Consider the following 14,497-nt stretch of genomic DNA (forward strand, 5'->3'; position numbering starts at 1 on the left):
AACAAGTTATAACCGAAAGAAGCTTGCCCATTGGTGGACAAGCTTCTTTCCCATTGGTATTTACCCTATTGATTACATTCATTATTCTTCATCCATAAAGTCATATGGACTGACGTTTTCCATGCCGATGTTGGCGTCTTTCCAGAAAGGGACCTCTTGAAGAACAGGATCAATGACTTCATCATCTGGTAAAGCTTCAGACTGCTTCATTTGAAGTCTGTCTTTTAACGATGTTTGCCTTGCCATTTCATCGGCCCGTTGCACACCAAGTTTTAAGGCTTCTTCTTCGCCGCAAAGAATTAAAAAACGCTTGGCACGTGTCACAGCAGTATACAGTAGATTACGCCTGAGCATCCTGTAATAACTTTTCACTACAGGCAATACGACAATCGGAAATTCACTTCCTTGGGACTTATGTATGGAACAACAATATGCGTGAGTTATCTGCCCAAGATCCTGCTTGGTATAAGTAACTTCATTGCCATCAAAAGAAACGATGACCATATCTTGTTTTTCTGTATTTTCCTTCGCGTAAAAGATGGAAACCACTTCACCGATGTCACCGTTAAAAACATGACTTTCCGGTTGATTGACAAGCTGCAAGACTTTATCACCTGTCCGGTACACCACATCCCCAAAACTTAACTCACGCCGCTGCTCACTTTTGGGATTGAAAAGTTCTTGGAGCATTTCATTAAGTTTATCTATCCCAGCTGTCCCTCTATACATTGGTGCAAGCACCTGGATATCCCGAGCAGTATAGCCTTTACTTTGCGCGTTTGCACATACTTTTTTTACTACATCCAATATTTGTGATTGTCCGCATTTGATAAAAGAACGGTCCTTCTGTCCAGATGAAATATCTGCCGGCACAACCCCGTCTTTCATATCGTGTGCCAATTCAATGATTGAGGAACCATCTGCCTGTCTGTAGATATCGGTCAATTGAACAGTAGGAATCACACTGGACGCGAGTAAGTCTTTTAATACTTGACCTGGACCAACGGAAGGAAGTTGATCTTCATCTCCCACTAATACAACTTGGATATCCTCAGGGAGAGACTTAAACAGTTGATTCGCAAGCCAAATATCAACCATCGAAACCTCATCAACAATCAAAAGCTTACCTGGTATGGGGTTTTCTTCATCATGCTGAAACCCTTCCGAACCATTCCAACCGAGTAGCCTATGTATAGTCAGAGAAGGCAGCCCAGTTGCTTCGCTCATGCGTTTGGCAGCACGACCTGTTGGGGCGACAAGCATAATAGGAAAAGGATCATCCTTGCTGTAATCATTAGGTTCCAATGAACAACCATGAAGGTCTGCGTATAGTTCTACGATTCCCTTAATCACGGTCGTTTTACCTGTCCCAGGCCCACCTGTCAAAAGAAGCATGGGAGTCATTAATGCTTGCTGAATGGCTTCTTTTTGCGAAGGAGCATACTGTACCTTCAATCTGTCTTCTAGTTCACCTAATGCAAGGAGGAACTCTGACTCAGGGAACTGGTCGGCATATTGGGTCTGCTCCAGTACCCTTTTGATATTGGTAACCACACCTTGCTCTGAAAAATAGAGGCTAGGTAAATATACTTTCCCTTCTTCTGCTTTAAGCTTTCCTTCTTCCGTCAGTTGCATAATTTCCCGAGAAATGTCAGACTCTGCGACAAGGCCATGCTGCTTTTCATTCAAAAGTCTGACGACCGCTTCTGTAAGTTGTTCCTCAAGCACATAACAGTGACCTTCCTGCATAGAATGCTGTTCGAGCATATACAGGCAGCCTGCTCTGATGCGGTCTGGATGATTTCCGGATATTCCGAAATGATTTCCAAGCTCATCTGCTCTGGCAAAGCCAATACCTTCTACTGTTTCCACCAGCTCGTACGGATTTTTTTGAAGGGTTTCAATCGTTTGATCTTTATAAGCTTGATAAATTTTCATGGACAATTGCGGGCCAAAACCAAACTGGGACAGGGCAATCATGACCTGTTCCAATCCTTGATGTTCCATCAACGTGTCATAAAGCAGTTTGGCTTTATCACCAGCAAGCTTGGGAATGGTATCCAGTACAGAAGGATTCTCAAGTATTTTGGAAATGGCATTTTCACCAAGTGCATCTGCAATTTTCTCGGCAGTTTTTCTTCCGATACCTGAAAACAGATCGCTTGAAAGATATTGGACAATACCGTGTCGTGTTTGAGGAATGTCCTTCCGAAAGTGCTCTACATGAAATTGAAGGCCAAACCTGGGATGTTCCTTCATTTGACCAAAAAATATGTAAGTCTCGTCTTCATGAATGCGAGGGAAATAACCAGTGACGACCGCTTCTTTTTCATCATACGCAACATTCGTCTCCGTCACTCTGATTCGCACTACTGAATACATATTGGATTCATTATGGAAGATGGTGACGAGATGCGACCCTTTAATAAACTTTTCATGTTCCTCAAACAAATCGAGGGAGGATTGCTGCTTTTGGTCCTTCATGGGATTTCCCTCCGTTCCCTAGTTTTCTTCTGTGAGAATTTTTTTCGCATGGGCCGCCAGCATATGATCTGCCTGTACGTCCAATGCCTTATCCAGATTCTCCAATGCTTTTTCCCTATTTTCTTGGTATGCATATGCAACGCCTAAATTATAATAAGCATCTGCGTGCATTGAATCTTCCTCTACTACCATTTCAAACTCCGCTGTCGCTTCTTTTATGAGCCCCAGTCCAGCTAAACACATTCCGTATTGAAATCTTGCTTCTGCATCTTCAGGCTTTAATTCGACTGCACGTTGAAAATATGGAAGGGAAAGCTTTGGCTGTTCAAATTGCAATAGAGTCATCCCCAGCATAAAAAAGATATCACTGTCATTAACACCTTTCTTCATCGCAAGTTCAAACTGATCTTTTGCTTCATTCCATTTTTCAAGCTGATAATAGACATTACCAAGACCGTAGTGCGCTGTTCCGATGGCGTCGTCTTTTTCCAACGCACGTTCGAAAAACTTCATGGCTTTTTCTAGCTCCCCGACAGCACTGAGTACATTTCCAAAGTTTACATATGCTACCGCATTCTCCGGATTCTCTTCAATTTCTTTTGAAAAAGCGGCAAGTGCCTCTTCGTATTTTCCTTCTTGAAGGTATTGAATACCTAATGCATTATTATCTTTCATTTGTACGTACACCTCATCCATTTCATCAGTCTTTTTAGTATATCATAGAGAAAACCTCCATTCCTTATGGAATCGAGGTTTTCACTTTTATCCTACATACCAAAGTTTTTCGTTGTTTTTGAACACATGATCAATTGTTCCCCCACCAAGACATTCATCACCATTATAAAATACAACAGCTTGTCCAGGAGTAATCGCTCGAACCGGCTCATCAAAAATAACCTTCACTTTATTATCTTCAAGATGCTGAATTTTCACCTTGTTATCTGCTTGACGATAACGGAATTTAGCCGTGCATACTGTACCATCGGCTGGCGGATTTTCAGACACCCAGCTGATATCTGTAGCAGTGATGGAATCTGAGTATAATAATTCGTTATGGAAGCTTTGTCCCACATAAAGGACATTCTTTTTTAGATCTTTTCCGATAACAAACCAAGGATCCCCGCTTCCTCCAATTCCAAGCCCGTGACGCTGACCGATTGTATAATACATCAATCCGTCGTGCTTCCCTTTCACTTCCCCGTCCATGGTCAACATGTTTCCAGGTTGCGCTGGAAGGTAACCGCTCAGGAATTCTTTGAAATTACGTTCTCCTATAAAGCAGATTCCCGTGCTATCTTTTTTCGTTGCTGTTGCAAGACCTGCACGTTTGGCAATTTCACGTACTTCGGATTTTTCAATATTGCCGATTGGGAACATTACTTTAGACAGTTGCTCTTGTCCCAGTTGATTCAAGAAATAGGTTTGGTCTTTGTTTTCATCAAGACCGCGAAGCATTTTGTATTCGCCATCGCGGAATTCCACTTGTGCATAGTGGCCTGTTGCCAAATAGTCTGCGCCTAGATCCAATGCATGCTCAAGGAAAGCCTTGAATTTGATTTCTTTGTTACACATAACGTCAGGATTTGGTGTACGTCCTGCTTTGTATTCATCTAAGAAATATTGGAATACTTTGTCCCAGTATTGTTTTTCGAAATTGACCGCGTAATAAGGGATTCCGATTTGGTTGCAGACACGGATGACATCGTTGTAGTCTTCCGTTGCCGTGCATACTCCAAATTCATCGGTGTCGTCCCAGTTTTTCATGAAAATACCGATTACATCGTAGCCTTGTTCTTTGAGAAGAAGGGCTGCTACGGATGAATCTACTCCACCGGACATTCCTATTACTACACGGGTATCTTTTGGTGCTTTTGTCATCTTGATCACCCCGTATTTATATAATTTATCTTTTCCGTTTACCTTCTGTAGATTTCCGTTCCAGGTGTTCGCTTATCCTTTGGGCGGTGCTTGAGCCTCCTCGCTGCGCTGCGGGGTCTCAACCTACCGCTATCTCCCTCAGGACAAGGAACGCTTCGGCAGCGACTCATCGCACGAAGAAAATGCGCTAGCATTTTCGAGGAGTTTCACACCTTGCACTACAATCTACAGGGAATTTTCATTAACTCTTTCGTGTTAGTCTTTTTACGACTTTGGCTGTTTCTTTGGCAGCGTGTGTGATGTCTTCTAGTGTGTTTCCCAGTCCGAAGCTAAAGCGGATGGAGGAAGCAGTTTTGTCTGAGTCTTTTCCGAACATGGCAACAAGGACATGGGACGGGTCGATGGATCCTGCTGTGCAAGCAGATCCGCTTGAGACTGCTATACCTGCCAAATCCATGTTGACCAATAAGGACTCAACATTCGTTCCTGGAAAATAAACGTTCAGCACATGCGGCAATGTTTCTTCTGTTCCGCTGTTAATCTGAAACGTAACATCTTCTTCCTGCCAAATTTGAAGCATCGTTTCTTTAAAATTCTTATACAATGCCACTTTTTCTTTTGCTTGCTCCAAGCTTAATTCAATCGCTGTTTTCAATCCGACGATTCCAGCGACATTTTCTGTACCTGCCCGGCGTTTCCGTTCTTGTTCGCCGCCATATGTCAAGGTAGAGAAGGAGACTCCCGCTCTTGCATATAAGAAGCCAACTCCCTTAGGCCCATTGATTTTATGGGAAGACATAGATAGAAAATCAATGCCTTGTTCCTTCACATTGATTGGCAGAAGTCCGAAAGCTTGTACAGCATCCGTATGAAAATAAGCTTGATGTTCTTTAACAATTTCCCCAATTCCCTTGATAGGCTGAACCGTTCCTACCTCATTATTGCCATACATGATGGTGACAAGAATGGTTTTGTCTGTAAGTGCATCCTTTAAATCAGCCAGTTTAATCTGACCGTGTTCATCAACAGGCAAATAGGTTACTTCAAAGCCTTCTTTTTCTAGTTGTTCACATGTATGAAGGACAGCATGGTGCTCTATTTGCGTTGTAATGATATGATTTCCACGTGATTTATTGGCGCGCGCGACCCCGATAATGGCTAAGTTGTCTGCTTCTGTCCCGCCGCTTGTAAAAATGATTTCTGTTTCTTTCGCACCAATGGAATTGGCTGCAACGTGCCTTGCTTCATCCACGAGATGCCTTGTTTTTCTACCAAATCCATGGATGCTTGAAGGATTTCCGAAATCCTCTCTCATAACAGGAAGCATACTATCGAGGACAGCTGGATGCATGGGGGAGGTTGCTGCATGATCTAAATAAATCTGTTTCAATGAGGACGCCTCCTTTCTAACTAATTAATATTCCCTGTTCTTCCCCTTAGATGTAGAACATATATGCTTCTTGATCTCCGCCTTCATAATTGGCCAAATCATCAAGTGTTGTACTATCCAATACGTCTTTAACCGCATCACGAATTCTGATCCACAGTTCACGTTTTGCTGGTTCCTCATCATCAATCACTTCAACCGGACTGATTGGTCCTTCTAGTACACGAATGATATCACCAGCTGTAATTTTCGCTGGTTCATCTGCTAAAATATAACCACCATATGCGCCTCTTATACTTTTTACAAGCCCTGCATTACGAAGAGGTGCAATTAATTGCTCCAAATAATGCTCAGAGAGGTCATGTGTTTGTGCAATCGTTTTTAACGAAAGTGGACCTTCCCCCACATTTTTTGCAAGTTCAATCATTATGGTCAATCCGTATCGTCCTTTAGTTGAAATTTTCATCCACGAACACCTCTACTTTTTCTATTCTGATTCTATATTTGAAAGGTTACCTTTTTTTCTTTTTTATGTTGAATCTTATCAAGTAATGAGTCCGTTGCCCTTTGACAGGCAGGCAGCGTCAGGCCGACGATGCTTCCGATGGTAAGACTGAATAGAATGGTACCGATAAAGATAGGTCCACCTAAAAGCCAACCTAAACATAATACTACTAATTCCATTCCTAATCTAATATATTGCACTTTCCATCCTGTCACTTCCGTCAAGGCAATCATCAAGCTATCCCTTGGCCCTGCACCACATCGTGAGGAAATGTAGACTCCTATTCCGATTCCGATCACCAATACACCTATTAGGAGCATAATCAGTTTTAAAATAAACAGGTCCGGTGTGTGTAACTGTGGGATCATCATATACAAATCAATGAAGATTCCGACCATTAGCATATTCAAAAAAGCACCTAATGGAGGAAGCTTTTTGGTAATCATGGAAGAGATCATCAAAATAAAAAAGCCCACAATGATGGACCAGGTACCAATCGTCAATCCAATTTGGTAGAAAAGTCCGATATGAAAGACATCCCATGGCGCACTGCCCAAGTCAGCACGTATCATTAAAACAATGCCAAAGGCCATAATCAACAGTCCGATAAAATAGATGGACCATTTTGTCAAAAAAAACCTTCTGTCTATACTCCGCTCTCCTTGCATGCAGCCTCTACCCTTCTGTCTTTACTCGTTTCTGTCTCTGATTTAAATCTATCCTATTATAGCATAATTTCAAAGGATTTACATTTTGTCTGTTTTGTTTTAATGCATGATGATAATTGTGGTACAGTGGGTATGGGACACTAGATGTCATTGCATGCAGGAAGGTGTTTAAATGAACAATAAACCATTGGCCTTTCGTATGAGGCCACGCACAATAGATGAAATGGTGGGTCAGGAACATCTTGTAGGAGAAGGTAAAATCATTCATAGAATGGTAAAAGCAAAACACCTCTCCTCTATGATTCTTTACGGTCCACCGGGTATAGGAAAAACGTCCATCGCCACTGCCATTGCCGGCAGTACACAATATGCATTCCGGACATTGAATGCTGTGGTACACAATAAAAAGGATATGGAAATAGTAGCAGAAGAAGCGAAGATGTCAGGCAAGGTGATTCTTATTTTGGATGAAGTGCACCGACTTGATAAGGCGAAACAGGACTTTCTGTTGCCTCACCTTGAAAATGGACGAATTGTTCTGATTGGGGCTACCACAAGCAACCCTTATCATGCAATCAACCCGGCCATTCGGAGCAGATGCCAAATTTTCGAGCTGCATCCTTTGTCAGTATCGGAAATTAAACATGTCATCATGCAAGCATTGGAAGATGAGGAACGTGGTTTAGGAGAATATCCAGTCGATTTAGCTGTAGGCGCTTTGGAGCACTTTGCAAATGGGTGCGGCGGGGATGTTCGTTCTGCTTTAAATTCATTGGAACTTGCGGTACTATCCACTACTCCAAATGAAGATGGAAAAATAGTGATTGGGGTTGAAACGGCTGAAGAATGCCTGCAAAAGAAAAGCTTTTATCATGACAAGGACGGTGATGGTCATTATGACGTACTGTCCGCGTTCCAAAAGTCCATTCGAGGCAGTGACGTGGATGCCGCTTTGCATTATTTAGGACGCTTGATTGAAGCAGGAGACCTTGTGAGCATAGGTAGACGTCTGCTTGTTATCGCCTATGAAGATATCAGCCTGGCCAATCCACAAGCAGGTGCACGGACCCTTTCTGCCATTGAAGCCGCAGAAAGACTAGGGTTTCCTGAAGCACGCATTCCTTTAGCTAATGCCGTTATTGAACTTTGTCTGTCTCCTAAGTCCAACTCCGCCTATAAAGCATTAGACGAAGCATTGGCTGACATCAGAAAAGGACTTGTCGGCGAAGTTCCTGCCCATTTGAAGGACGCACATTATAAAGGTGCCTCCGCACTTGGCCGAGGCATTGAATATAAATATCCACATGACTACCCAAGCGGATGGGTAGCTCAGCAATACTTGCCCGACAAATTGAAGCACAAATCCTATTATAAGCCCAAAGATACTAGTAAATTCGAATCAGCCCTTGGGCAAATATATGAAAAAACGAAGAAGAAAAGATAAGGGGAACTGTTTCTCCTTATTTTTTTTATGTTAATCTAGCAAACTTTCGTATACTCTTTCGCTTTTCTGGAAAAGATGGTAGAAAACGACCGTTTTAAGGAGTGGATTTGAATGAAAGTTAGACAAGATGCATGGTCTCACGAAGATGATCTATTACTTGCAGAGACTGTTTTACGATACATAAGAGATGGTGGCACCCAGCTTGCTGCCTTTGAAGAAGTCGGAGATGCACTAAATCGCACATCAGCTGCATGTGGATTCAGGTGGAATGCAGAAGTGAGGAAAAAGTATGAACCTGCCGTCGCCATAGCCAAGAAGCAACGAAAAGAGAAAAAGCGAGCGCAAGAAAAGATAGCAAAAATGCAACAAAAAAGCGAGTCAGCTCCAACAAAGAAAGCTACCAATCAACCATTGGAGATGGAATGGCTACCTGCACCTGCACCAAAAGTTGCTTCTGACGAAAAAGTCAGCCTGCCGTTTGAATATGATATGGAAGATGAAGAGTACGCACCACTTCCAGTGCGAAATGCAGCAACGACTTTTTCAGCACCGTCTGCTGCGTCTACTATTACCCTTGACGACTGCATTCACTTTTTGCAAAACTTCCAACAAAACCAGAATTCCGATTATCGTTTGCAGTTGGAAAGTGATAGGCTTCTAAAAGAAAATCAATTGTTGAAGCAAAAAAATCAATCCCTTGAAAAGCAGCTTAAGAATTTAGAAGAACAACAAGTTGCGATAAACGAAGACTATGAAATGCTCGTCCAAATCATGGACCGTGCCAGAAGATTGACCGGCAGCAGCATGCAGGATGAAGTGATGTAAAACTGTAAAGAAGGCCTCGTCACCGATTGACGAGGCCTTCTTTTTATTATTGTTGTCCACCAACACGCTGTATTTTTATATCCTTTAATATATCATTGATGACATAACCACCAAGGATAAGTCCCGCTACTGAAGGAACGAATGCATTGGAGGAAGGTGGCATTTTTGCTTTACGAATTTCTGCATTATCATTACCGACCGTTTTCCGAACATCCTCACGAATGACAATTGGGCTCTCATCAGAGAATACTACTTTGATGCCTTTGTGAATCCCTTCTTTACGAAGGCGAGTTCGGATGACTTTAGCGATAGGATCTGTGTGAGTTTTGGAGATGTCCGCCATTTTGAAACGGGTTGGATCCATCTTATTTGCCGCTCCCATACTGGAAACCATCGGAATTTTGCGCTTTAGACACTCTTTCATTAAATGAATTTTATAGGAAATTGTATCTGATGCATCAATAACATAATCGAGGCCATAGCTGAAGAACTCTTCGTACGTTTCTTCTGTATAGAACATTTTAAGTGCAATTACTTCACAGTCAGGATTGATGTCCTGGATTCGTGCTTTCATCAGGTCAGCTTTTGGTTGACCCACTGTGGACATAAGTGCATGAATCTGACGGTTAACATTTGTAATATCGACATCATCTTTATCTACTAAAATAAGGCGGCCAACGCCAGAACGTGCTAATGCTTCTGCTGAAAACGATCCTACTCCGCCTATTCCTAATACTGCAACCGTGCTATTTTTAAGGGTTTCTAAACCTTCTTTACCTATAGCCAATTCGTTTCGTGAAAATTGGTGTAACACTGCATATCAACTCCATTTATCGCTTGTTTCATTTTTAATGTCTTTTAAAGATTGTACCCGAAATCGAATATAACATACTTTGGGTGAAAAGCAAGTAGTCGGATAGGAATTTTTCTTTTTTACGAATTGGGTTTCAATGCCTTATAATGAAGGGAATAGTAACTGAATATTATTTTTTTATTGAAAGCGGGGAGTTTGTATTGAAAAATCTATTAAAGGCCTTATCTTTCTTCTTAGTTATTGGCAGTGGTTTAGTAACAATCTTTCGCTTAAACAAAACGAATAAACAGTTAATGGCACGGGAAACAACTTCATTCCAGGTGAGACAGACGCTTGAAGCGATTGCTGCCACATTGCAGCAGACACAAGAAAGTGAGCGTTCTACCCCGTCAGAAAGCAAGCAGCAAACATTAGAGCTTGCTGAAAGTGGAGATTCGAGCGCGATGACTTCGGAATTGGAAGTTGAGGAGAATAGTCAAGAAGCTCCCCAGGAAAAACCTTTAATAAAAGCTAACAAGAATGCTCGTGGTGAATATATTTATCATGTTCCGGGTGGTGTTTTCTATAATCGGACGACTCCGGTGGAATGGTTTCATACGGAGGAAGAGGCGCAGGCAAAGGGCTACCGGAAGTCTGCGAGGTAAGGGTTAATTATCGTACAACCTTCATTTTGCGTGAGGGTTGTTTTTTTGTGTTCATTGAGGCATGCGAAGGTGAAATGAGGACAGTGTTGGCGCAGTTTCACCTTCTCAGGGAGTCATACGCTACCTACGAGGACAATGTTGATAGTTTTACACCTTCTCATGAAGTCATACACTAAGTTTTAAGATCACTAAAAAAAACCGGTATCCCGCAATAATGCGAAATACCGGTTTTTGATTCGTATGTAGGCAAGTCCCAATCGTGCCGTCGTCGATGCCTTCGTTTTGATCCCCGCTCACAGCAGGTGGGTGCTCTGTTTCATGCATATAGTAAGTCCTCACGAGGAAGGCATGTACGCAGCAACGAAAACTCTGAGCTCCCGTATAATCTATTGTTCGGTCAAAACAATAGGTTATACGACGAACACATCAGGACTTGCGACTTCTTGAAGTAATCTTAACACACGGGAGTATATATTTTCAACTCTCACCGTATAGGAAAATCTACTCTTTTTTGACAGCTAACGACAAGTGTAACTCGTCTAATTGCCCACCGGCAACTGGACTTGGTGCTTCTGTCAGGATGCAGCTTGCACTTGCCGTTTTCGGGAATGCAATGGTGTCACGTAGATTCGTTCTGCCTGCCAACAACATAACCAAACGGTCCAAACCAAGCGCGATTCCACCATGTGGAGGAGTTCCGTATTCGAATGCTTCAAGTAAGAAACCGAATTGCTCTGTTGCCTCTTCTTTACTGAAACCAAGTACTGCAAACATTTTTTCTTGGATATCACGTTCGTAAATACGCAATGAACCTCCGCCTAGCTCATAACCGTTCAATACTAAATCGTAGGCTTGAGCACGAACTTCACCTGGGTTTGTTTCCAGTAATGGAAGGTCTTCTCGAACCGGCATTGTGAATGGGTGGTGAGCGGCAAAGTAGCGGCCTGCTTCCTCATCGTACTCAAGTAATGGCCAGTCCGTTACCCATAAGAAGTTGAACTTGCTTTCGTCAATCAGACCAAGTTCTTTTCCAAGTTTTAAACGTAGAGCACCTAGAGCATCTGCAACAACAGATTTTTTATCTGCCACAAATAGGATCAAGTCCCCTTCTGCAGCATCTAAAGATTGGATGAATCCTTGTTGTTCTTCTTCATTGAAGAATTTTGCGATAGGACCTTTCAATCCTTCTGCTTCTACTTTTAACCAAGCTAGACCTTTTGCTCCGTAAACAGCAACAAATTCAGTCAATGCATCGATGTCTTTGCGGGAGTATTTGCTTGCCGCACCTTTTACATTAATGGCTTTTACTTGACCGCCATTATTAACGGCTGCGCTGAATACTTTAAATCCGCAGTCAGCTACCTGCTCGGATAGATTCACAAGTTCCATTTCAAAGCGAGTGTCTGGCTTGTCGGAACCGTATCTGTTCATGGCATCTTGATACGTAATACGCGGGAATGTTTCTGGTACATCCACATTCTTCGTATTTTTCATGACCATTCTCATCATGTCTTCCATCATGCCGATGATCTCTTCTTGTGATAAGAAAGAAGTCTCAATGTCGACTTGTGTGAATTCAGGCTGTCTGTCTGCACGAAGGTCTTCGTCACGGAAGCAACGAGCGATCTGATAATAGCGCTCCACACCGGAAACCATCAATAGTTGCTTGAAGATTTGCGGAGACTGTGGCAATGCGTAAAATTCACCTGGGTGTACACGGCTTGGTACTAGATAGTCGCGTGCACCTTCTGGCGTGCTTTTAGTCAAAATAGGCGTTTCCACTTCCATGAATTGCTGGTCATTCAGGAATTCACGGATGGAGCGTGTTACGTCATGACGCATTTTCAATGTATCAAACATAACCGGACGGCGAAGGTCCAAGTAACGGTATTTTAATCGAATGTCTTCATTTACTTCTGTCTTGCTGTCCAATACGAATGGTGGTGTTTTCGCAGCATTCAAAACCTCAATTGCCTCTGCCTGCACCTCGATTGCACCTGTTTTCAGGTTAGGGTTGACTGTTGCCTCGTCACGCGCAACCACTTTTCCTTTAATATATAAAACGTATTCGTTACGTACACTTTCTGCTGTTTTTAAAGCTTCTGCGGACACGTCTGGATTGAAGACAATCTGCACAAGTCCTGTACGGTCACGAAGGTCTAAGAAGATAAGCCCTCCAAGGTCACGGCGCTTTTGCACCCAGCCTTTTAACTCAATTGTTTCTCCGATGGATGATTGTGGGACTTCGCCACAGTTATATGTTCTACCTTGCATCATTTATCTCTCCCCACTTTTCTTTGCTGTTATGAATGCTACTGCATCTTCAAATGCAACTTCCTGTTGTTCGCCTGTTTCCATTTCTTTAATAGAGACGACGCCTTTTTCTAACTCATCATCACCAAATACGATGGTGTATTTTGCTTGCAGGCGGTCAGCTGCTTTGAACTGGGCTTTCATTTTTTTATCTTGGTAATCTTTTTCTGCTACAATTCCTGCTTTTCTAAGGTCGAAAAGTAATTTTACTGCTGTTTCTTTCGCTTTGTCACCAAGCGCGACCACATAACAATCGATGGAATCTTCGAATGGAAACTTTACATTTTCTGCTTCCATAGCCGATATTAGACGCTCAATGCTTAGTGCAAATCCGATACCAGGTGTTTCCGGCCCTCCGATTTCTTGGACAAGTCCGTTGTAGCGTCCTCCACCACATAGGGTTGTTATCGCACCGAAACCTTCAGACGTGCTCATGATCTCAAATGCTGTGTGATAATAGTAATCTAGTCCACGCACCAAGTTCGGATCAATTTCATATTGAATGCCTAGTGTGGAAAGATAAGCTACCACTTTATCAAAATAAACCTTGGATTCTTCATTCAAGTAATCCAATATAGATGGTGCTGTTGCCATCAACTCATGATCACGGTCTTTCTTACAATCAAGTATTCTGAGAGGGTTTTTTTCTAGACGTCCTTGGCAATCACCGCAGAACTCGTTGATTCTCGGTTGGAAGTGATTGATCAACGCATCTCTGTGTGCTTGACGGCTTTCCTTGTCCCCTAAGCTGTTGATGACAACTTTTAAATTATTGAGCCCTAAGCTTTTATATAATTCCACTGCCAAAGCAATTACTTCTGCATCAATGGAAGGATCATTGCTTCCTAGTGCTTCGATTCCGAATTGTACAAACTGGCGGAAGCGCCCTGCCTGTGGACGTTCATAACGGAACATCTGGCCGATATAGTAGAGTTTTGTCGGTTGCGTCGGTGAACCGAACATTTTGTTATTTACGTAAGAACGCGCTACGGAAGCTGTTCCTTCCGGGCGAAGGGTAAGGCTTCTTCCACCACGGTCCTCAAATGTGTACATCTCCTTCTGCACCACATCGGTTGTATCCCCCACACCTCTTAAAAACAACTCCGTGCTCTCAAAAATCGGCGTCCGGATCTCCTTATAATTATATAACTCACAAATCTCCTTCGCCTTCGCCTCAATATACTGCCACTTCTCCACCGTACCAGGTAAAATATCCTGCGTACCACGCGGTATCTGAATCGCCATTTACGGTTCCTCCTTCTAAAGGGGTCAGACCCCTCTTTCGTTATTTAAAGTGGTAAAGAGGGGTCTGACCCTCTCTACGTTAATTCGTTAAAGTAAATCACCTTTTTTACATATAAAAAACTCCCGTCCCTTGTTTATTAACTAAACAAGGGACGGGAGTTGTATGTCCCGTGGTGCCACCCTAATTGAAGTAGTTTGAAGGCTTGGCATGTTAATTGAGATGCTTTTTGCCTTTGGTTACTTCCACTCAAGCAGTTAACGCCTGCAACGTCCATCTCCTAGTAGAGCAT

At 42.6% G+C, this 14,497-nt stretch carries 12 protein-coding genes, 1 other RNA gene and 1 other annotated feature (1 of these 14 only partly in view); of the genes, 3 read left to right on the plus strand and 10 right to left on the minus strand.

Going from position 1 to position 14,497, the window contains the following annotated elements; all coding sequences use genetic code 11:
- Nucleotides 1–81: 81 nt before the first annotated feature.
- The 6 genes from recD2 to B4U37_RS15755 form a co-directional block, all read right to left on the minus strand.
- Complete coding sequence (gene recD2, locus B4U37_RS15730) at nt 82–2,484, minus strand: SF1B family DNA helicase RecD2 (protein ID WP_088018955.1); 2,403 nt, start codon at nt 2,482–2,484, stop codon at nt 82–84.
- A gap of 18 nt (nt 2,485–2,502) precedes the next feature.
- Complete coding sequence (locus B4U37_RS15735; protein ID WP_088018956.1) at nt 2,503–3,159, minus strand: tetratricopeptide repeat protein; 657 nt, start codon at nt 3,157–3,159, stop codon at nt 2,503–2,505.
- Between the two features lie 87 nt (nt 3,160–3,246).
- Nucleotides 3,247–4,362, minus strand: coding sequence for a tRNA 2-thiouridine(34) synthase MnmA (gene mnmA, locus B4U37_RS15740; RefSeq protein ID WP_088018957.1), 1,116 nt, complete (start codon nt 4,360–4,362; stop codon nt 3,247–3,249).
- 241 nt (nt 4,363–4,603) lie between these two features.
- Nucleotides 4,604–5,752, minus strand: coding sequence for a cysteine desulfurase family protein (locus B4U37_RS15745; RefSeq protein ID WP_088018958.1), 1,149 nt, complete (start codon nt 5,750–5,752; stop codon nt 4,604–4,606).
- Between the two features lie 46 nt (nt 5,753–5,798).
- A complete protein-coding gene (gene cymR / locus B4U37_RS15750) occupies nt 5,799–6,215 on the minus strand; it encodes a cysteine metabolism transcriptional regulator CymR (RefSeq protein ID WP_088018959.1) in 417 nt (138 codons plus the stop codon).
- A gap of 32 nt (nt 6,216–6,247) precedes the next feature.
- Nucleotides 6,248–6,922, minus strand: a complete 675-nt coding sequence (locus B4U37_RS15755; protein WP_088018960.1) for a YczE/YyaS/YitT family protein — start codon at nt 6,920–6,922, stop codon at nt 6,248–6,250.
- A gap of 172 nt (nt 6,923–7,094) precedes the next feature.
- Here B4U37_RS15755 and B4U37_RS15760 point away from each other — a divergent pair, with 172 nt between their 5' ends.
- Together B4U37_RS15760 and B4U37_RS22585 are read left to right on the plus strand one after the other, a co-directional pair.
- Nucleotides 7,095–8,366 carry a replication-associated recombination protein A gene (locus B4U37_RS15760; RefSeq protein WP_088018961.1) on the plus strand — a complete coding sequence of 424 codons (1,272 nt, stop codon included), beginning with the start codon at nt 7,095–7,097 and terminating at the stop codon, nt 8,364–8,366.
- A gap of 111 nt (nt 8,367–8,477) precedes the next feature.
- Nucleotides 8,478–9,191 (plus strand): RsfA family transcriptional regulator, encoded by a 714-nt coding sequence (locus tag B4U37_RS22585; RefSeq protein ID WP_088018962.1) that lies wholly within the window; start codon nt 8,478–8,480, stop codon nt 9,189–9,191.
- A 46-nt stretch (nt 9,192–9,237) separates the two neighbouring features.
- Here the strand turns inward: B4U37_RS22585 and B4U37_RS15770 are convergent, their stop codons facing one another.
- Nucleotides 9,238–10,005, minus strand: a complete 768-nt coding sequence (locus tag B4U37_RS15770; protein ID WP_088018963.1) for a tRNA threonylcarbamoyladenosine dehydratase — start codon at nt 10,003–10,005, stop codon at nt 9,238–9,240.
- 200 nt (nt 10,006–10,205) lie between these two features.
- Here B4U37_RS15770 and B4U37_RS15775 point away from each other — a divergent pair, with 200 nt between their 5' ends.
- A complete protein-coding gene (locus B4U37_RS15775; RefSeq protein WP_157663807.1) occupies nt 10,206–10,649 on the plus strand; it encodes a sunset domain-containing protein in 444 nt (147 codons plus the stop codon).
- A gap of 246 nt (nt 10,650–10,895) precedes the next feature.
- On the opposite strand, the gene ssrS is transcribed toward B4U37_RS15775, so the two are convergent.
- The 3 genes from ssrS to hisS all read right to left on the minus strand — a co-directional run bounded on the left by ssrS (nt 10,896) and on the right by hisS (nt 14,207).
- Nucleotides 10,896–11,085: non-coding RNA, 6S RNA (ssrS, locus tag B4U37_RS15780), on the minus strand.
- A gap of 65 nt (nt 11,086–11,150) precedes the next feature.
- Entirely contained in the window at nt 11,151–12,923 is a 1,773-nt protein-coding gene (gene aspS, locus B4U37_RS15785) for an aspartate--tRNA ligase (RefSeq protein WP_088020328.1), read from the minus strand.
- A gap of 3 nt (nt 12,924–12,926) precedes the next feature.
- Nucleotides 12,927–14,207 carry a histidine--tRNA ligase gene (gene hisS, locus B4U37_RS15790; protein ID WP_088018965.1) on the minus strand — a complete coding sequence of 427 codons (1,281 nt, stop codon included), beginning with the start codon at nt 14,205–14,207 and terminating at the stop codon, nt 12,927–12,929.
- Between the two features lie 145 nt (nt 14,208–14,352).
- Nucleotides 14,353–14,497 (minus strand) — a binding site (T-box leader) (it continues 172 nt past the right edge of the window).

This window comes from Sutcliffiella horikoshii, from assembly GCF_002157855.1.
Classification (GTDB): domain Bacteria; phylum Bacillota; class Bacilli; order Bacillales; family Bacillaceae_I; genus Sutcliffiella_A; species Sutcliffiella_A horikoshii_C.

Bases quoted from the DNA above. Each gene is read 5' to 3' on its own strand.
- B4U37_RS15755 (WP_088018960.1), bottom strand. From the start codon at position 6,922: ATGCAAGGAGAGCGGAGTATAGACAGAAGGTTTTTTTTGACAAAATGG.
- mnmA (WP_088018957.1), bottom strand. From the start codon at position 4,362: ATGACAAAAGCACCAAAAGATACCCGTGTAGTAATAGGAATGTCCGGT.
- B4U37_RS22585 (WP_088018962.1), top strand. From the start codon at position 8,478: ATGAAAGTTAGACAAGATGCATGGTCTCACGAAGATGATCTATTACTT.
- hisS (WP_088018965.1), bottom strand. From the start codon at position 14,207: ATGGCGATTCAGATACCGCGTGGTACGCAGGATATTTTACCTGGTACG.
- cymR (WP_088018959.1), bottom strand. From the start codon at position 6,215: ATGAAAATTTCAACTAAAGGACGATACGGATTGACCATAATGATTGAA.
- recD2 (WP_088018955.1), bottom strand. From the start codon at position 2,484: ATGAAGGACCAAAAGCAGCAATCCTCCCTCGATTTGTTTGAGGAACAT.
- B4U37_RS15760 (WP_088018961.1), top strand. From the start codon at position 7,095: ATGAACAATAAACCATTGGCCTTTCGTATGAGGCCACGCACAATAGAT.
- B4U37_RS15735 (WP_088018956.1), bottom strand. From the start codon at position 3,159: ATGAAAGATAATAATGCATTAGGTATTCAATACCTTCAAGAAGGAAAA.
- aspS (WP_088020328.1), bottom strand. From the start codon at position 12,923: ATGCAAGGTAGAACATATAACTGTGGCGAAGTCCCACAATCATCCATC.